Annotated in this window: 15 protein-coding genes and 1 pseudogene; 6 read left to right on the top strand and 10 right to left on the bottom strand. The window is 70.5% G+C overall.

Annotation, left to right across the window (positions count from 1 at the left end; all coding sequences use genetic code 11):
* Nucleotides 1–60 precede the first annotated feature (60 nt).
* Nucleotides 61–600 (bottom strand): hypothetical protein, encoded by a 540-nt coding sequence (locus OHS59_RS42510; RefSeq protein WP_328498683.1) that lies wholly within the window; start codon nucleotides 598–600, stop codon nucleotides 61–63.
* Between the two features lie 102 nt (nucleotides 601–702).
* Between OHS59_RS42510 and OHS59_RS42505 the strand changes: the two genes are divergently transcribed.
* Entirely contained in the window at nucleotides 703–1,395 is a 693-nt protein-coding gene (locus tag OHS59_RS42505) for a response regulator transcription factor (RefSeq protein WP_328498682.1), read from the top strand.
* A complete protein-coding gene (locus OHS59_RS42500) occupies nucleotides 1,392–2,705 on the top strand; it encodes a sensor histidine kinase (protein ID WP_328498681.1) in 1,314 nt (437 codons plus the stop codon). Before OHS59_RS42505 ends, OHS59_RS42500 begins: the two co-directional genes overlap by 4 nt.
* 79 nt (nucleotides 2,706–2,784) lie before the next feature.
* Here the strand turns inward: OHS59_RS42500 and OHS59_RS42495 are convergent, their stop codons facing one another.
* Entirely contained in the window at nucleotides 2,785–3,105 is a 321-nt protein-coding gene (locus tag OHS59_RS42495; RefSeq protein WP_328498680.1) for a hypothetical protein, read from the bottom strand.
* Here OHS59_RS42495 and OHS59_RS42490 point away from each other — a divergent pair.
* On the top strand, nucleotides 3,089–3,445 hold the full coding sequence (locus OHS59_RS42490; protein WP_328498679.1) for a PepSY domain-containing protein: 357 nt from the start codon (nucleotides 3,089–3,091) through the stop codon (nucleotides 3,443–3,445). The genes OHS59_RS42495 and OHS59_RS42490 overlap by 17 nt on opposite strands.
* A 156-nt stretch (nucleotides 3,446–3,601) precedes the next feature.
* On the opposite strand, the gene OHS59_RS42485 is transcribed toward OHS59_RS42490, so the two are convergent.
* Both OHS59_RS42485 and OHS59_RS42480 read right to left on the bottom strand, forming a co-directional pair.
* Nucleotides 3,602–4,363: a GAF and ANTAR domain-containing protein gene (locus OHS59_RS42485; protein ID WP_328498678.1), complete on the bottom strand. Its 762-nt coding sequence runs from the start codon at nucleotides 4,361–4,363 to the stop codon at nucleotides 3,602–3,604.
* Between the two features lie 5 nt (nucleotides 4,364–4,368).
* Nucleotides 4,369–5,103, bottom strand: coding sequence for a GAF and ANTAR domain-containing protein (locus tag OHS59_RS42480; protein WP_328498677.1), 735 nt, complete (start codon nucleotides 5,101–5,103; stop codon nucleotides 4,369–4,371).
* 552 nt (nucleotides 5,104–5,655) lie between these two features.
* Between OHS59_RS42480 and OHS59_RS42475 the strand changes: the two genes are divergently transcribed.
* Complete coding sequence (locus OHS59_RS42475) at nucleotides 5,656–6,120, top strand: STAS domain-containing protein (protein WP_328498676.1); 465 nt, start codon at nucleotides 5,656–5,658, stop codon at nucleotides 6,118–6,120.
* A 101-nt stretch (nucleotides 6,121–6,221) separates the two neighbouring features.
* On the opposite strand, the gene OHS59_RS42470 is transcribed toward OHS59_RS42475, so the two are convergent.
* Together OHS59_RS42470 and OHS59_RS42465 are read right to left on the bottom strand one after the other, a co-directional pair.
* A complete protein-coding gene (locus tag OHS59_RS42470; RefSeq protein ID WP_328498675.1) occupies nucleotides 6,222–7,469 on the bottom strand; it encodes a PP2C family protein-serine/threonine phosphatase in 1,248 nt (415 codons plus the stop codon).
* Between the two features lie 252 nt (nucleotides 7,470–7,721).
* Nucleotides 7,722–8,060 carry a MerR family transcriptional regulator gene (locus tag OHS59_RS42465; protein WP_328498674.1) on the bottom strand — a complete coding sequence of 113 codons (339 nt, stop codon included), beginning with the start codon at nucleotides 8,058–8,060 and terminating at the stop codon, nucleotides 7,722–7,724.
* Between the two features lie 1,412 nt (nucleotides 8,061–9,472).
* Between OHS59_RS42465 and OHS59_RS42460 the strand changes: the two genes are divergently transcribed.
* Entirely contained in the window at nucleotides 9,473–10,045 is a 573-nt protein-coding gene (locus tag OHS59_RS42460) for a M23 family metallopeptidase (RefSeq protein WP_328498673.1), read from the top strand.
* Nucleotides 10,046–10,055: 10 nt separating this feature from the next.
* Here OHS59_RS42460 and OHS59_RS42455 read toward each other — a convergent pair whose 3' ends face one another.
* From OHS59_RS42455 to OHS59_RS42440, 4 genes and pseudogenes are all read right to left on the bottom strand, one after another.
* Entirely contained in the window at nucleotides 10,056–10,736 is a 681-nt protein-coding gene (locus OHS59_RS42455; RefSeq protein WP_443061594.1) for a WD40 repeat domain-containing protein, read from the bottom strand.
* Nucleotides 10,657–10,935: pseudogene (locus OHS59_RS44655) on the bottom strand (helix-turn-helix domain-containing protein); the annotation flags it as partial. The pseudogene OHS59_RS44655 and the gene OHS59_RS42455, both read right to left, overlap by 80 nt.
* A gap of 279 nt (nucleotides 10,936–11,214) precedes the next feature.
* Nucleotides 11,215–12,528 (bottom strand): NtaA/DmoA family FMN-dependent monooxygenase, encoded by a 1,314-nt coding sequence (locus OHS59_RS42445; RefSeq protein ID WP_328498671.1) that lies wholly within the window; start codon nucleotides 12,526–12,528, stop codon nucleotides 11,215–11,217.
* Between the two features lie 13 nt (nucleotides 12,529–12,541).
* Entirely contained in the window at nucleotides 12,542–12,736 is a 195-nt protein-coding gene (locus OHS59_RS42440; RefSeq protein WP_328498670.1) for a hypothetical protein, read from the bottom strand.
* A gap of 547 nt (nucleotides 12,737–13,283) precedes the next feature.
* Here OHS59_RS42440 and OHS59_RS42435 point away from each other — a divergent pair.
* Nucleotides 13,284–17,066 carry a S8 family serine peptidase gene (locus OHS59_RS42435; RefSeq protein WP_328498669.1) on the top strand — a complete coding sequence of 1,261 codons (3,783 nt, stop codon included), beginning with the start codon at nucleotides 13,284–13,286 and terminating at the stop codon, nucleotides 17,064–17,066.
* The last annotated feature ends 265 nt before the right edge of the window (nucleotides 17,067–17,331 follow it).

Below are 17,331 nucleotides of genomic sequence, written 5' to 3'. Positions count from 1 at the left end.
GAGGAGTGGGTCATGTGGACCGCTTCCGGAGGGCTCGGCCGTCCTCAAGCACGGCCCTCGTCAGTCGTCCTGCTTCCACGAACCGGTGGGGCGGCCGTTCACGCAGCGCACGCGGAGTTCGACCTTGCCCGCGGGGCCCTCGAACTTCACCTCGACGTGTTCGTCGTCGGGGCCACGGTCGGCGCTCTTGACTCCGTAGCCCTGGGCAGGCGCCCACGACCACAGCCGTACGGTCGCTCCGTCGCATACGGCGATGGCCGTGCCGCCCGGAGCCGAGAAGGTCCTCCTGACCGGGGTGCCGGTCGCGGTGGGAACGGGCGTGGACGTCGCAGCCGAAGAGGGAGTGGAAGCAGGGCCGGGCGTCCCGGTGGCAGGGGTCTTACTCGGCGTCGCGGAGCCCGGTCCCCGGCCGGGGTCGGACGACTCCGAGGCCTTCGCCGCGTCGAGCTGCCGCTCGACCTGCTCCGAGCTGAGCGCCTTGCCGTCGGAGGAGCCGGTGATCCCGTCACCGATGATCTCGACGGCGGCCAGTCCGGTGAGCGTGGCGGCCACAGCGGCGGCCGTCCAGCCGGCCAGAGCGAGAAAGGTACGGGAGGGCATGCGTACGACTATGCCCTGGACGTCGATAAGGGCAGCACCGGGGAAACCTAAGGGATGGTTAACAGGGCGGACCCGCCCGACCGCTCGGATAGCGTGCCTGCTGTGGTTCACCTCCTGATAGTCGAAGACGACCCGACGATACGGACGCCCTTGCTCCGTGCCCTGCGCGAGCGCGGTCACGCGGTCGCCGCCGCCCATACCGCGATGGGCGGGTTGCAGACCGCGCTGGACGAGCGTCCCGATCTCGTGGTCCTCGACCTCGGCCTGCCCGATCTCGACGGCATCGAACTGCTGCGCATGCTGCGGGCGGTCAGTCCGGTACCGGTGATCATCGCGACGGCGCGGGACGACGAGGCGGAGATCGTCCGGGGGCTCGACGCCGGCGCCGACGACTATGTGGTGAAGCCGTTCACCGCTGCCCAACTGGAGGCACGGATCAGGGCGGTGCTGCGGCGCGGCACCAACTCCCGCGAGCCCGCCGCCGCCACCGTCGTCGGTGAGCTGCGCATCGACCCGGGCACTCGTGAGGCGAGCCTCGCCGGAACCGTTCTCGACCTCACACCCCGCGAGTTCGACCTCCTCCACCATCTCGCGGGCCGGGCGGGGCAGGTCGTCACCAAGCGGGAACTGCTCACCGAGGTGTGGCGGGTGCCGTACGGAAGCGCCGACAAGACCGTGGACGTACACCTGTCCTGGCTGCGCCGCAAGCTCGGCGAGAGTGCGCAGGAACCCCGCTACCTGCATACCGTACGAGGTGTCGGTGTCAGGCTGAGCGCGCCCGCGGACCCTTCATGAGACGCCGTCTGACCCTGCTGGTCGCGGCCACCATGTGCCTGGCGCTCCTCGCGTTCGTCGTGCCCCTTGCCCTGTTGCTGCGTACGGTGGCGCAGGACCGGGCCACCGCCACGGCCGGCGCCGACGCGCAGAGCCTCGTCTCGCTGGTGGGGACCGCTGATCCGGACACCCTGCGGAGCAGCGTCGAGCACATGGCTGCCGGGGCCCGGGGCCCGCTCACCGTCTTCCTCGCGGACGGGTCGGTCCTGGGCACCCGGGTACCGCGGACCAGCGCCGTGCGGCTCGCGGCCCTGGCCGGAGTCAGCCGGACCGTGGAACGGGCCGACGGACGCGAGATCGTGGTGGCCGTACTCGGCCGGCCGGACGGCACCGCCGTCATCCGCGCCTTCGTGCCCGCCGCCGAACTGACCCGCGGGGTCACACAGGCCTGGCTGGTACTCGTCGGACTGGGGGTCGCGCTCCTGCTGCTCGGCCTGCTCGTCGCCGACCGCCTCAGCCGCGCCCTGGTCAGCCCCATCGCGGATCTGTCCGCCGTCTCCCACCGGCTCGCCCGGGCCGATCTCACGGCCCGCGCCCGCCCCGACGGACCGCCGGAACTGCGCGAGGTCGCCGGCGCCCTCAACCATCTCGCCGACCGGATCCAGGAACTGCTGCGCGAGGAACGCGAACAGGTCGCGGACCTCTCCCACCGGCTCCGGGCACCCCTGACCTCCCTGCGGCTGGAGGCCGAATCGCTGGCCGGCACCGACGCCGTCCGGATCACCGCCCGCGTGGACGCCATGGAGCGGGCCGTCACCGGCCTCATCAGCCAGGCCCGGCACCGCAGGGAGACGGACGCGCACGCGGAGTGCGAAGCGGTTTCCGCGGTCCGCGAGCGGGTGGCGTTCTGGACGGTGCTGGCCGAGGACACCGGGCGGGCCGTCACCTTGGACGTCACGGCGGAGGGGCCGCTGCCGGTCGGCGTACCGGCCGACGAACTCGCCGCCGCCGTGGACGCGTTGCTCGGCAACGTGTTCGCCCACACTCCCGACGGCACCGCCTTCTCCGTCGTCCTGTCGCCCCGGCCCGGCGGCGGAGCCGTGCTCACCGTGGCCGACGAAGGCCCCGGTCTGTCTCCGGACCTGGCCCGGCGGGGGACCAGCCTCGGCGGATCCACCGGCCTCGGCCTGGACATCGCCCGGCGGGCCGCTCTGTCCAGCGGCGGACACATGGAGCTGACGACCGGCCGGGCAGGGGGCGCCCGCGTGACCCTGGAACTGGGAGCCCCCGATCCCCCCGCGCCCTTCACCTCTCCTCCCCTGCCGCGATGACCGCCTTAGCCCGCTCTTAGCACTGGCGCAGCGCGGCCCTATCCGGGCTCGGGCGAACCTCTCTTCAACACAAGGCATTTCACAGGAGGTTCGCCATGAAGCGCACATCACTCGTCCTGCTCACTTCGGGAGCACTGGTCGCCGCGATCACCGGCACGGCACTCGCCGGCGGGAACGACGACACGTCCCCCTCCCGCAGTGCGTCGTCGGCCTCGGCGTCGGCCGCGCCGTCCTCCGACGCGCCGACCGCGTCACCGTCCCAGTCGGCGTCCGGGTCGCCGACGACGGTTCCGACGGCCGACGCCACGCCCGGATCGGCCGCGAGCACTTCCGCGAACCCGTCGGTGGGCAGCCGACGCGCCGGGGAGATCGCGCTCTCCCACGTGGGCGGTGGCACCATCACCAAGATCGAGGCCGAAACCGAACACGGCCGCGCCGTGTGGAGCGTAAGGATCCTCAAGAACGGCAGCCGGTACGAGGTCCACGTCGACCGCGTCAGCGGCGAGATCACGCGGTCGAGGGCCAAGTCCGACGACGACCGCGGTGACGACGGGAACAGCGGCCGCAACAACAGCACCAACTCCGGCTCCGGCTCCGGCTCCGGGAACGACGACCGCGGCGGACGTCACGACGACGACACCGTCGACGACCACCACCGGGGCGGTGACGACGAGGACGGCGACCACCACGGTGGCGGTGACGACGAGGACAGCGGACGGCACGGTCGCCACCACAGCTGAGCAAGTCTCTGATGCGTGCGAAGAACCGCCGGTCGCGAGGGGAAGGAGGCCGCCGGATGCGAGGCATCCGGCGCGCCCTCGCTCACCGCGACGGCGGTCGCGCTTGCGCGGCACGCTGGAACCACGGTGGAGGTGCCGGAGTGGGGACGATCAGGCTCAGTTGGTGGTGTCGGGGCCGGCGGGAGCTGTGCTGTCGTCGATGCCGAACTCGCCGTCGAAGCTGTTGTCGATGACCTGCCTGGCCAGTTCGGTCAGGCGCAGGTGGCGGGGTCGGGCGTAGGTACGCATGGTGTTGAAGGTGTCGTCGAGGCTGAGGCCGTGGCGTTCGGACAGGATGCCTTTGGCCTGTTCGATGGTGACACGGTTGGACAGGGCGGCCTGGAGTTGTGCCTTTTCGATGTGGCCTTGTTCGATGGTGCGCTGTTGGAGGATGGCGATGGTCGCGACGTCGGCGAGGGCCTGGCCGATCTGGGCATCGGATTCGCTGAGGCGGTGCAGCCTGGAGCCGAAGAGGTTGACGGCTCCGACGACCTGGTGGCGCAGTTTCATCGGCAGGGCGTGGGTGATGACGAAGCCGATGGCTCGGGCGCGGGCGGCGAAGGGACCGAAACCCACGGTGGCGACGGCCGAGGTGACATCGATGTTCAGCTGAGCCTGGCCGGTCTGACAGCAGCGGACGCAGGGGCCCTGGGCATGCTGCAGCGCGAAGAGCTCCAGCAGACGGGTGTTCTCGTCGGAGGCGGCGATGAGCTGGAGCTCGCCGTGCTGGTCGGCGATCATCATGCCGACCGCGTCGACGTCCAGGAGTTCGACGCAGCGGAGGGACAGGCGGTGCAGGAACTCGATGAGGTCGAAGTCGTCGGTGAGCGTGTCCACGGCCTCCACCAGAATGTCCAGCACACGTTGTTGACTTGTCATCGTCCTCAGTCCTTGTTCCAGGACGGGGTGGCCGTCCCGTCTCGATTGTTCCGAAAGTGCAGTCGCCGGGACACGACATCCTCGGCAGCTTCGAGCAGAGGCCTGCCGCCGCGGTAGGCGTGGGCGCGCAGAAGAGCCATGGCCTCGGTGAGAGAGATGTCGGCCTGGACGCTGATGATGCCCACGGCCTGATGGACGGCGGCACGGTGCAGCGCGGTGGGCGGCTCCGCCTGGGCGAAGGACTCCCGCCGGCCCTTGCCCTGGATCAGTGCCGAGGTGATGGCAGCGGCCAGGACGAACGCGTCGTTCGTCTGGTCCGCGTCCAAGGGGGCCGGATTACCGCGCTGCGCGGTGAGCACTCCCAGGGAGACGGCACCGAGATTCAGGGGGAAGCAGAACAGCGCCCGCACGCCGAGGTGTCCGGCCTCGGGGAGGAAGACGGGCCAGCGGTACGGATCGGCCCGCTCCACATCAGGCACGGCGATCGAGGTGCTGTGCCGGTAGGAATCCAGGCCCGGCCCCTCACCGAGGGTGCACTGCACGTCCTCCAGGGCGGCGCTGCAGCCCGGGGTGGACCACACCAACTCGGTCAGGGCTTCATCGGTCCCCAGGGACACCGCGATCCCGTCGACCCCGAGCACGCGCGCGCACGTCAGCGGATCACCGCCCAGGAGACCCGAACCGTTCCCTGGGGAAAGCTCACGCAGGATGAGGGCCATGGTCGCGCTCACGTCCACCACGCCACCGCTTCCACACCTGCGCGAGGGTGCCACCCTTGATGAGCAGGCGCTTCACCCAGCCTGTTCGGCACGTACCGGCGACTCCCCCGGACCGTTGAAGGGTGCCCGGGGGCGGAGGTGGGTTGCGCTCTGGCGCGAAGCCGGGGAGGACGTCGACTCAAGCCGTTGTCGGTGATATGGCTCCAGCCTGCTCTCGGTCGGCCACGACACGACCCGGGGGCAGGGGGCCCGAGAAGCTCCACGGTCGGATACCGGCCGCGACAGCTGTCGCCGTTCAGCGTACAGCGCCTGCCCCTCGGGCGGACCGCACTTCCCAAAGGCGCTACCAGCTAAGTGTGTTCGAGCCCGCTGCTCTCCATGGTCAACGATGGGGCGTAGAGCTGCTCAAAGACCCGTACGTGCTGCGCACGTCATCCGTATGGGTGGACCTTCGGGCGCATGGACGTTTCTGCATCCACTGTTTTTCTACGATTGTTTCTGTTACCCCGGTCCCCGGTGACTGTCCGATCACCGGGAACCCCCGTCCCACAGGGGTCTCACATCAGGAACGCCATGGACATACAGGACGCGAAGTCAGCCTCGGCCCAGCACACTCCGACGCCGCGCGAGACACCGGCAACTACCCAGCACGCACGCAGTTTCCTCGACCACGGCATCACCGTCATTGAGCTCCTAGGGTTCATCGACCTGAACACCGTCCCTGAGATTCAGGTCCATACCGACGCCGCAACCGCTCCGCACGGCGCTCAGGTGATCGTGGACCTGCGGCCGGTGGACTTCTTCGACTGTTCCCTCCTCGGCCTCCTGTGCCGGGCACGACGCAGAACACTGGAGCGAGGCGGCCATCTGGCACTGGTCTGCTTCCGGCCCTGGCACTTGCGCATCCTCGAAGCCGCCGGGCTCGGTCAACTCTTCGAGCCCCTGGCCACGGTTCAGGACGCGATAGCCGGAGGCCGACCGGGCACCTCGGTACGGTCGGTGCCCCCATCCCCAGCCCCGGCCGGGCCGTCGCAATGACGCAGCGGTGTCCTCGATCTCCTGCCGAGGAGATCGAGGACACCGCCCGCACCTTCGGCGGTGCCTGGTCCGGCCAGCGGTCGGAGACCAGAAGGGGCGCCCTACATCAGCGGCTGCTCGCCGTCGGATCCCGAATCCGTCTTGGGTTCGGAGGCGTCGGCGAGATCGGCACCGGTGTCGGCGTCCCGCCGGGAGTCGCCGATGCCGTGCCAGTCCAGACACATGACGGTCGCGTCGTCCTGCAGGTGACCGTCGTTGGCGTCGACGATCGCCGCGATGAGCGTGCGGGCGGCCTCCCGGGGATGCAGCGCGCGGGTGTGCACGATCAGGTCCGCCAGATCGAGGGTCGTGGCGTTGCGCTCCAGCATGCCGTCGGTCAGCATCACCAGCCGGTCACCCGGCCGCAGATCCAGCGACTGGACCCGGTAGGTGTGCGGGGTATCGAAGCCGAACGGCATATCGACCTTCGGAGTGACCTCCTGCACCTGGCCGTCGCGCATCCGCAGCGGCCAGGGATGTCCCGCGTTGATGAACTCGGTCGTGCCGTCGATCAGACTGATGCGCAGGAGCTGGCCGGTGACGTAGCCCTGGCGGCCGTGCTCGCGCATGGCCTCGTCGGCCTGCCGGGCCTGGTCGACGAGGTCTGCGCCGGCCCGCCGTGCCCGGCGCAGGGCGCCCACCAGGAGGGTGGCCAGCAGCGCGGCGGCGACATCGTGGCCCATGGCATCGGTGACGGAGAGCTGGACCGCGTCCCGGTCGATCACGTAGTCGAAGGTGTCGCCCCCGACGTGGTCGGCCGGCTCCAGGGCTCCGGCCACCGCGAACTGCGCCGCCTCACATGCCAGCGATTCCGGGAGCAGGCGGTGCTGGATCTCCGCGGCCAGGCTCAGCGGGATGGTGCGGCGGCTCCACTGGTAGATGTCGGTGTAGGACCGGTTCGCGATGACGATGTACGCCAGCGCGTGGGCGGTCTCGCCGATCTCGCGCATCGCCTCCGCGTCGGGCTCGCCGGGCAGGAACAGTTCGAGGAGTCCGATCGCGTCGCCACGGTTGGTCACCGGGGCGACGATCCGCACCAGCGCGCCCTCTCCCTTGTCCTCCACCGCCGGACGCTGGGTACGGATCACGTCGTCGTACAGGGAGCCCCGCAGCGTGATGCGCCGGGCGGGTTCGTCGGTGTCCACACTGCCCGACGCACCCAGCCGTACGACGGAACCACCGGTGAAGTCGGTGATGAGGAACGAGACCGCCGAGGCCCCCAGGCGCTCCCCGAGCATGCGCGCGACCACGTCGAGCGACTCCACCGGAGCCGCGCTCTCCGCGGCCGCCAGTGCCCCCGGCAAGGTCATCGCCCTGCCTCCGCCCTTCCCACTCCCGTCCCCGGGGGTGGGAGCGGTCGGCCCACCGTCCCCGTCAGGCCCGCCTCCGGTCACGGTGACTCCTCGCTGCTCGCTGACGCTCGGGGCTCCGGCCCGAATATGCGAACAACCGACGCCGCTCCCAGTATCAGGCCGACGTCATGGTGATTGCGCACCGGCATCCCGCCGACGGTCACAGGTTCCCCTGGAGAGGCCATCGGCCGGCCGGCGGAGATCCACGGTTCAGGCCGTGGCAGCAGGAGTCGCCGCCTCGGCGGCTCGGCGGTATTCGGCGTTGATGCGCTGCGCTTCCTCCAACTGGTCCTCAAGGATGACGATGCGGCAGGCGGCCTCGATGGGGGTGCCTTGGTCCACGAGTTCCCGGGCGCGGGCGGCGACGCGCAGCTGGTAGCGGGAGTAACGGCGGTGGCCGCCCTCGGAGCGGAGCGGGGTGATGAGGCGGGCCTCCCCGATGGCGCGGAGGAAGCCCTGGGTGGTGCCGAGCATTTCGGCGGCCCGGCCCATCGTGTAGGCGGGGTAATCGTCGTCGTCGAGACGGCCGTACGCGTCGTCTGCTGTCACTTGCACCTCTCCATGAAATCAATGATCTCCGTGGAACGCGTGGAGGGGCCTTGGTGCCGTACGGCACCAAGGCCCCGAAGGAAACTGCTACACCATCTGCCGGCCCTGGTACTGCGCCGGCCTACTGTTTCCGCAAACCCGGCCGACAACTGTGCCGGGGATGCTGGGATCGCGGTTGCTTGACCGGAGACCACCTCACTATCGATGTCCTGCGGTACCCGGGCTCAAGACATCCGCCCGGGCGATCCTGATGGCGCTTCGCTCCTCCGTTCGTCCCTCTGAATCAACTGCCTACTGCACGAATACTGCGTATTGCTGGGTCCTGCGTACTTCATTTGCGGATACCACCACAGCGCGAGCTGCGGTCCTGCTGTCGGCGGCCCCTGATCACCGCGGGCCGCCCAGTCCGGCAGCCAGTCCCGTCGCCGTCCTGCAACCGCTCTGGCTTCGAAACTCCACCGCCGCACCGTCCTGCGTACTGCAACTACGTACTGCTGACCGGCAGTTCATCTCTGCCAGGCCCTGTTGTCTCTTTGGGCTACGAGAAGAACCATACCCACGCCGCACACCAATGTCTACTCTCGCCAACATAGATTTTCGTGGGTCCGCCGGTTGAGTTCGAGTCCGGCAGGCGGGGTTCCTCCGGACCGGGGTTGGAAGGCCGGGGGTTGGAGACCGCCCGGCTGTAGTTCGGTCGCCGTGTCCGTGCGGATCGAGGCGGCTCTGAGGTTCCGCACGGACAGGGGGCAGTCGACGGTGGCGCCGTCGAGGTGCACCGATCCCTCCACGCGTGCGCCCTCCAGGACGAGTCGGCCGCGGGACGAGAAGTCTGACGAGGCGTCGAGATCGCCGCCGATGCCGGCGAGTGAGGCGTCCAGGGCCCGTCCGCCCGGCGCGTCGAACGTTGCGCCCGCCATCCGCCCACGACGGCCCTTCGCAGGCGCAGGGCCGGGAGATGGCCGGGGACGGGTTCACGTCCGCCCAGCAGCAGGCGCACGATCACGTCGGCTCGTACGATCGTGTCGGGGCGTGGAGTCGAACCCCCGGGGACCCCGTCGAGGGACGCGCCGGGCGACGCACCGAGATCGACGACTTCCCCCGTCGGGAACGCGTTCCAGAGCGCCTGTTCGGCCTCGGACAGGCCAGGGCCAGGGCCAGGGCCAAAACCGGGACCGGGATCCGGACCGGGGCCAGGCATGGGCCACTCCCCCACCACGTCGGGCCGAACACCCTTCGACCCGTCCTCCACTGCGATGCGTGTGCCTTCTCCGCGGTTCCGCGGGCAAGCGCGCGCACGGCACAGGCGCACTTCTCGCTCACGGCTTGCGGCATACGCATTGCGGTCGCCCGCCGGCCAAGTACACAAAGGTGAGTGGCGCACGAATTACCCGGCTCAGCGACTGGAGGTCGCCATGCCCACTCTCCACAAGCCCTTCCGAGGCAGCCATGGGATCTCGCGCGGTTTCACCGGGCGGGACTACCGCACTCAGCACACGGGGGTCGACTACCGCACCCCGAGGCACACGCCCGTCCTCGCGTCGGCCGCCGGAGTGGTGGTGAGGTCGGTGGATCTGACGGTGTCGTACGGGCGGTTCATCATCGTCGCCCACTCCGGCGGGGTCTTCACCCTCTACGCCCACCTGGACAAGCGGCAGGCCCGGCAGGGTGCCCGTGTCGCGGCCGGACAGCAGATCGGGCTGTCCGGCAGTACGGGGAGGTCCACGGGTCCGCACCTGCACTTCGAGGTACGTAAGGGGCGGAACAGCTCGGCGGCCACGGTGAATCCGGTGCCGCTGCTGAAGCGGAATCCGCCCACGGTGGCGGGGCCGACGGAGGCTGCCGAGGCGGTCGGGTCCGCCACGGCCCCCGGGATCGAGGCCGCCGATGAACCGGACACCCGTGAGGCCGTCGAACCCGCCGAGGCACCGGACCGGCCCGGGCCGCCACCAACGCCGCCCCCTTCATCCCCTCCCCCATCGACGTGACCTGAGTCGTTCAGCAGGTCTTCCGGTAGGGAACGCCGTGGATGTGGGTGTGCCATTCGTCCTCGGTGAGTCCCGCTCCGGCGCGTTCGCAGACTCGGGCGGCTGCGTGGGAGGTGGTGATGTCGAACGTCTGCAGCGGCATGTGGGCGCCTGCTGTGCAGAGGGTTCCGCTTTCGGGGCTGAAGGCCAGGGCAAGCAGCGTTGTGCCCGGGGTGGGGAGGGCGGAGCCGAAGGGGCGGCCCGATTCGGTGTCCCACAGCCGTAGCGTGCCGTTCTCACCCGCGGCGGCCAGCGTGCGTCCGTCCGGGGAGAACGCCAGCGCCGTCACGTATCGGGGTTTGCCGTCGTGCACCGGAAGGGCGGGAAGGATAGCGAGGGGTTTGTCGGCGTCGCCGTCCCACACGGTCACCTGACCGGATTCGTCACCGGCCGCGAGGTACCTGCCGTCCGGGCTGAAGGCGAGTGCCGTCGTGACTCCGGACGTGAACACACGGCGGGTGATCCTGCCGGCCCGTAGGTCGAGGAGCTGGCCGTGGTCGGTGGCCAGGATGCGGCCGCCGGGTTTGACCGCGAGGGTCTCGCCGCCGATGCCGCGTATCGCTGCCGTCGCCGGGAGCGGCGGCGAGTTCCGCCGCGGCCTGCCTCCACCGCGCCTGCCACTCCGTCGCGTCGCCACCGCAGGCCACGGCATAGGCCAGGACCACGGGAAGCGTCGGCAGCTGCTCGCCCGCGGCGGCCTGCGTCAGCGTCGTGACCGAGTACCCGGCCCGCTGCGCCGGCACCCGATAGGTGATCCCGCCCGCCTCGGCACACGGCTTGCGCAACTCGAACGCGAACCGCTGCACCGGACCCGTGCTCGGATCCACCGGCACCTCACGACGCCCCGCCACATCGCCCCCGCTCGGCCCACCCCGCCCGCGCGGTCAACGTATTCACGGTCAGACCATGTGCGTACAGAACGAGTCCCGCCATTGTTCGGACGCCGGGACCCCCCTGCCCAACAATGTCGGCCCTGCTGAGATCGGTGATGCGAGCGGAGGGGGAGCCGCTCCATGGGGGGGCGCTCGCTCCGCTGTGCGGGTGCACAACGGCCGGCACCCCACAGCGGAGCGGGTCGAACAGATGGAACGGACGGAACAGGCGGGACCGGCGGCGGCCGCCGGGCCGGCTCAGACCCGGGCGGGCGCGGAGGTGCGGGCCGGCAGTTCGAGCCCGAGGTTCTCGCGCAGGGTGGTGCCGGTGTAGTCGGCGGCGACGATCTTCCGTTTGCGCAGTTCGTGCAGCAGACCGTTGACGGCGAAGTCGTGCTGCCGCGGGTCCGCGAGACCGCTCAGCGAGACCACGTCGAGGACACCCGCCCGGAACCGTTCCTCGACGGCGTCGGCGAGTTGCTCGGGTGTTCCCGCCGCGGCCCAGTGCCCGGTGTCCTGTGCGGCGACGACAAGCTCGCGCAGCGTGTAGCCCTGTCGTACGTAGCCGGTGAAGATGTCGACCCGGCCGCGTCGGCGGTTCACCGAGGCGAGGTCGGGCAGCAGACTCTCCGGCAGCTTCGAGTCGAGCGGGATCTCCGACAGGTCGACTCCGCCACCGAGCATGTCGGCCACCTGGGCACGGCCGCGTTCGAAGTCGATCGCCTCGCGTTTCTCACGCACGAGGCGCTGTGCCTCCTCCTCGGTGGAGCCGTAGGTGGCATGCAACGAGCTGAAGATCAGGGGCAGTCCGCCGGCCCGCCCGTGTCGTTCGGCCTGGCTCCGGATCTTCCGGGTGAAGTCCACGGCGAAGTCCAGGGTGGGCAGCGAGGTGAAGACGATCTCGGCGTACCGGGCGCCCAGTGCCGTCCCCGCCTCGGACTGCCCGGCCTGGATCTGTACCGGGCGGCGCTGCGGCAGCGGCGGGATGTTCAGCGGACCGGCCACGGTGAAGAACCGGCCCGCGTGGTCGATCGGACGCACGCGGTCGCGGTGCAGCACCGCCTTGCCGTCCGCACCGACGGTCAGCGCACCGGGTTCCCAGCTGTCCCACAGTGCGTTGACGACCTCCAGTGTCTCCGCGGCGCGCGCGTAGCGCTCCTCCGGACCGGGCAGTTCGCCGGGGCCGAAGTTCTCCTCGCCGATCGAGGAGGTCACCAGATTCCAGGCGGCGCGTCCGTTGCTGACGTGATCGAGGGTTCCGAACAGCCGGGCCAGGTTGAACGGATGCTGGAACGTCGTCGAGACGGTGGCGATCAGGCCGATCCGTGACGTCACCTGGCTCAACGCCGAGACGAAGACCAGCGGTTCCTGCGATCCGATCGGGCCCTGGGCGCCGAAGCTGAGGAGATCGGCGGTGAACAGGGCGTCGATCCTCGCGGCCTCGGCCAGTTTCGCCACCCGCACGGCGGTGTCCAGGGTGGATCGGGTCGGATCGATCGCCAGGTCGTAGGTCTCGGACGTACCGCCTGCTCCGGTCACGGTCTTCAGCGTCCTGGGGCGTACTGCGCTCACGACTCGTCCATTCTCACCGGTGCGAGATCGGTACCCACATGTCGGCACCCAGGCCGGTGTCCATGTCGATGTCCGTGCCGGTACCCGTGTCGGTACCGATGCCGATGCCGGTGGCTTCTGGGGGCGGGGGAACTCCGGCGGCGCGGAGGTCCGGACATGCCGGATCGGACGCGGCCGGGCGAAGCTGCGGCGGCGCACGCGTGCGCATGGGCACGCGGGCCTGCCGGGGGAAGCCGGAACAGGGGGTCAGTTCCGGGACAAGGGGTCAGCTACAGAGCGCGGCGTGCGTCCGGCACAGGTCCACGTGGCGGCGCTTCGTCCAGACCCGCAGCGTGACGACGCAGCGGACCGGCCTGACGTGTGGCGCCCTCACGGTGTCTCCCGTCGGTCCCGGCATCAGCTACTCGGCGGCGCCGCGGACCGCGGCACGTTCTTGCTGCGGCTTCGACGAGCCAGGTCTCTCGGCCGCTCCTGATGGTTGCGGAATGAACGTACGTTGCGGGTGGGCTCCCTTGTCAAGAGCGCACCCCCTGTGCCCCGACGGCCGCGCGATCCCGGCAGCCGCGTCGGGCGACCCTGGAAGCCGCGCCCGACCGCCTGCTCCCCCGCCCCTCCCCGCCCTCCCAACTCCCCACGTTGCAAGCACATTTCACGGAACGATCTTTCCGGGAACCCCCTCCCGCGACAGTGACCCAATGGCTAGTGTCCAGCCGTCCGCTTCGCAATCGATTCGATCAAGGACGCCCGTGCGACTGATGCATCCCGGCAGACACAGACTGCTGGCCATCGGAACGGCCCTCGTGGCGCTGACGGCAACCCCGTCCGCCGCCGCGGCCGATCTCGACCTGTCCGCCCACGCCGACAACGTTGCCAAGGCCGGCGGCCCGGCCGCTTCCTCATCAGGGACCAAGAGCCGCACCGTCACGCTGCTGACGGGTGATCAGGTCACCGTCACTCCTGGCGGCGCCGGTCCCGACACCGTCTCCGTACAGGGGCCGGACGGCCTGCGGGCCGACGCGCGCATCAACCGGCAGGGCGACGACACCTACGTGTACCCGTCCTCCGCCGACACCTATGTCGGCTCCGGCCTGCTCGACCCCGAACTCTTCAACGTCACCCGCCTGTTGGCCGAAGGTTACGGCGACTCCCACGCCGACGGCCTTCCCCTCATCGTCAGTTACGCTGCGGCCGCCCGGCGCACGTCGGATGAGGCTTCGCTGCCCGAAGGGGCCACCGAGGCAAGGGCGTTGAGCAGCATCAACAGCACCGCGCTCGTCCAGGACCGCACTCGGGCCGCGGCCTTCTGGAGCGATCTCACGGCTCCGGCGGCCAAGGCCCCGACCGCCCGAAGTGCCGCCCCGGTCCTGGCCGGTGGCGTTCGGAAGATATGGCTCGACGGCAAGGTCGAGGCCGAACTCGCGGACAGCACCGCCCAGATCGGTGCACCCGAGGTGTGGGCGAAGGGCGACACCGGAGAGGGTGTCGACGTCGCCGTCCTGGACACCGGCTACGACACCGGGCACCCGGACCTGTCGGACGCCGTCGCCTCGTCGAAGAGCTTCGTGCCCGACGAGGGAGTCACGGACCGCAACGGGCACGGCACCCACGTGGCGTCGACCATCGCGGGCAGCGGCGCCGCCTCGGCGGGCGGCGTCGAGAAGGGGGTAGCGCCGGGCGCCGAGCTGCACGTGGGCAAGGTCCTGAGCGACGCGGGCAACGGCTACGACTCCTGGATCATCAGCGGTATGGAGTGGGCGGCCCGCGAGGCCAAGGCCAAGGTCGTCAGCATGAGCCTGGGCTCCGACCGGCCCTCCGACGGCAGCGACCCGATGAGCCAGGCCGTGAACCGTCTCAGCGCCGAGACCGGCACCCTGTTCGCCGTCGCGGCGGGCAACGCCGGACCGTACGACCACACCGTGGCCGCCCCCGGTGCCGCGGACTCCGCGCTGACCGTGGGCGCGGTCGACGCGGACGACGCCGTGGCGGAGTTCTCCAGCCGCGGTCCCCGGCTGCGGGACGACGCCCTGAAGCCCGAGATCACCGCACCCGGTGTGGGCATCCTGGCGGCCCGTTCCCAGTACACGTCGGGCAGCGGCTCGTATACGGCCAAGAGCGGTACGTCCATGGCGACCCCGCATGTCGCAGGTGTGGCCGCACTGGTCGCCGCCGCGCACCCGGACTGGACCGGCGCCGAGATCAAGGACGCGCTGGTCAGCACCTCCAAGGCCACTCCGGACAACCCGGCCGACGCGGGCGGCAACGGCCGGGTGGACGCGGTCGCCGCGACCGACGGCACGCTGTTCGCCACGGGGACGGTCGACGCAGGCATCCACACCACCAGCGTGCCGGGCGAGACGGTGGAGAAGTCGGTCCGGTGGCGCAACGACGGAGCCGAGCCGGTCACGCTCGACCTGTCCGTGACCGACGCCGAGGCACCCGAGGGCCTGTTCACCGTCGCCGACAAGCAGCTCGTCGTACCCGCGGGCGGCTCGGCGTCCACGACGGTGACCACCCACCTGGACCGGGCCTCGACCGAGCGGCGCTACACGGCACAGCTCACCGCCGAAGCCTCGGGCAGGACGGTGACCAGGTCACTCCTCGGGGTCAGCACCTACGAGGAGCCCTTCCACCTGCGCGTCCATGTGACCGACCGCGCCGGCGCCCCGCACCCGTCCCTCGTCTTCGTCAACTGGCAGCGGCAGGGCGACGAGTACGCCCAGTCGGCCAACGCGGCCGGCGGCGCCCTCGACGCTCTCGTACGGCCCGGTACCTACACGGTCTGGGTCTGGGCGCCGGTCGAGGGAACGCACGGCGAGTCCTCGCGGGGCCTGGCGCTGCTGAGCGCGCCCACCGTCGAGGTGCGCGGAGACACGGACGTCACGCTCGACGGCACACGTCTGGTGCAGACCCGTGTGGTGACACCGAGGGCGAGCACGGACAGCGATGTCCGGGTCGACTTCAGCCGGACGTTCGGGGACGACTCGCCTCCGGTCGTCGACTCCTGGACGGTCGGGAGCGGCTACGACAGCCTGTGGGCCCTGCCGACGGCGAAGCCCTCCTCGGGCGACCTGACCTACACGGCCCGCTGGCGCATGCAGCAGCCGCTCGTCAGCCTCACCTCGGGGAAGCAGAACTTCGACGACCTGTGGGTCCAGCCCGGGTCCGCCGATCCGGCCGAGGGCGACCGCACGCTGCGTACCGTCTACGCCGGAGCCGGTCTGACGGACGACTACGAGGGCCTGGACGCCCGGGGCAAGATCGCCGTGGTCGACTATCTGCCGGAGGACGACGAGGACCTCGCGGCCGCCAACGTGAAGGTCGACGCATCCGAGGCAAACGCCGCCGCGGCCGACCAGGTGCAGTCCGCCGAGAAGGCGGGGGTCGCACTGCTGGTGATCGTCAACGACGTCGACGGCAGGCTCCGCGAGCCCATCCGTAGGACTCCGCTCACCGTCGTGGGCCTGTCCCGGACCGAGGGCACCACACTGATCGACCGCATCAAGGCGAGCCCGGACGGCTCCGTCGCGATGCGCACGGTCACCCACGCGAGGACGGGTTACCTGTACGACCTCGTGCGCTCCTGGCACGGCGATGTCCCCAAGAAGCTGACGTACGCGCCGACCGAGCGGCAACTCGCCCGCGTGGACGTCGACTTCCGCAATGATCCGGCTCAGGAGGTCGACGAGTTCCGTTACGACATCCAGCCCTATCTGGGGGTGAAGATCGGCATGCAGCGGCTGTCCCGTTCCGGGGCCCGGCGCACCGACTGGGTGACCTCGGACCGCGGGGTGCCGTGGATGGAGGAGGCGACGACGGGCTTCGCGACGCAGAAGTCCGGCATGGTCACCTATCCGGCGGGGCGCAACACGTACGTGCAGTGGTTCGGGCCCGTGCAGCGGCCTCGGGTCAACGTCAGCGAATCGCTGCCACGGCGCACCGGGGACACCGTCGAGGCGTCCGTACCGGGCTGGGGTGACGGTTCCGACGGCCATGTGAGTACCTACGGAACCGGTACGACCTCTCAGCGGACGGAGCTCTACCGGGGCGGCACCCTGGTGGCGGGCTCCGACGGCTCCTCCGTGGAGAGCGAGGTGCCGTCGGCCAGGGGCGACTACCGCCTGGTGACCACGACGGAGCGCACGGAAGGGTTCCCGTACTCGACCTCCACCCGTACCGAGTGGGGCTTCGTGTCGGCGACCCCCAAGAAGGGTGACAGCGGTCTTCTGCCGCTGGTGCAGCTCGACTACCGGATCCCGACCGCGGCCGACGGCACGGCCGAGCGGACCGCGCCTGTGCTGATCACTGCCTCGCACGTGCCGGGGGTCTCCGTCGCCGCGACCCGGGTCGACAGGGTCGAGGTGTCGTACGACGACGGGCGCAGCTGGCGCCGTGCCTCGCTGTCCACGTCGTCCAAGGGCGCGCTCACCAGGCTTGCCGCTCCTTCCCGCGCCGAGTTCCTGGCGGTGCGGGTCCATGCGTCCGATGCGCGGGGCAGCACCGTGACGCAGACGATCATGCGGGCGGTGGGGCTCGGCTGACCGGAGCGGGTCGCGTACGCAGCTTCTGCGGCGCGTGATCCTTTGGTGCAGGTCGCCCCCTGGGGAGCGGGGTTCCGGCGTGTGGCGGCTGCCGGCCGGATGCGGCTGAGCGCGCGGTTCCCCGCGCCCCTTCGGGGTGCTTCTCCCTCCGGGCCCCGGCGATGTTTCCCCGCCGGGGCCCGGGGCTGTTTCCCCGCCGGGTTTCCGCTGGATCCCCTCCGGGTCTTGACCGCACGCGGAAGCCCTCCTAAAGTCCTCGCACTTC

The sequence above is a fragment of the Streptomyces sp. NBC_00414 genome (assembly GCF_036038375.1).
Taxonomy (GTDB): domain Bacteria; phylum Actinomycetota; class Actinomycetes; order Streptomycetales; family Streptomycetaceae; genus Streptomyces.
The sequence above is the reverse complement of the archived record's forward strand: the minus strand, read 5'-3'. Positions and strand labels throughout refer to the sequence as shown.

What these genes read in the sequence shown, in the direction of transcription:
- OHS59_RS42440 (WP_328498670.1), bottom strand. Translation starts at nt 12,736, where the DNA reads ATGCGCACGCGTGCGCCGCCGCAGCTTCGCCCGGCCGCGTCCGATCCG.
- OHS59_RS42485 (WP_328498678.1), bottom strand. Translation starts at nt 4,363, where the DNA reads ATGACAAGTCAACAACGTGTGCTGGACATTCTGGTGGAGGCCGTGGAC.
- OHS59_RS42455 (WP_443061594.1), bottom strand. Translation starts at nt 10,736, where the DNA reads ATGCCGTGGCCTGCGGTGGCGACGCGACGGAGTGGCAGGCGCGGTGGA.
- OHS59_RS42475 (WP_328498676.1), top strand. Translation starts at nt 5,656, where the DNA reads ATGGACATACAGGACGCGAAGTCAGCCTCGGCCCAGCACACTCCGACG.
- OHS59_RS42495 (WP_328498680.1), bottom strand. Translation starts at nt 3,105, where the DNA reads ATGGTGCCACCGCCCACGTGGGAGAGCGCGATCTCCCCGGCGCGTCGG.
- OHS59_RS42510 (WP_328498683.1), bottom strand. Translation starts at nt 600, where the DNA reads ATGCCCTCCCGTACCTTTCTCGCTCTGGCCGGCTGGACGGCCGCCGCT.
- OHS59_RS42435 (WP_328498669.1), top strand. Translation starts at nt 13,284, where the DNA reads ATGCATCCCGGCAGACACAGACTGCTGGCCATCGGAACGGCCCTCGTG.
- OHS59_RS42470 (WP_328498675.1), bottom strand. Translation starts at nt 7,469, where the DNA reads ATGACCTTGCCGGGGGCACTGGCGGCCGCGGAGAGCGCGGCTCCGGTG.
- OHS59_RS42460 (WP_328498673.1), top strand. Translation starts at nt 9,473, where the DNA reads ATGCCCACTCTCCACAAGCCCTTCCGAGGCAGCCATGGGATCTCGCGC.
- OHS59_RS42500 (WP_328498681.1), top strand. Translation starts at nt 1,392, where the DNA reads ATGAGACGCCGTCTGACCCTGCTGGTCGCGGCCACCATGTGCCTGGCG.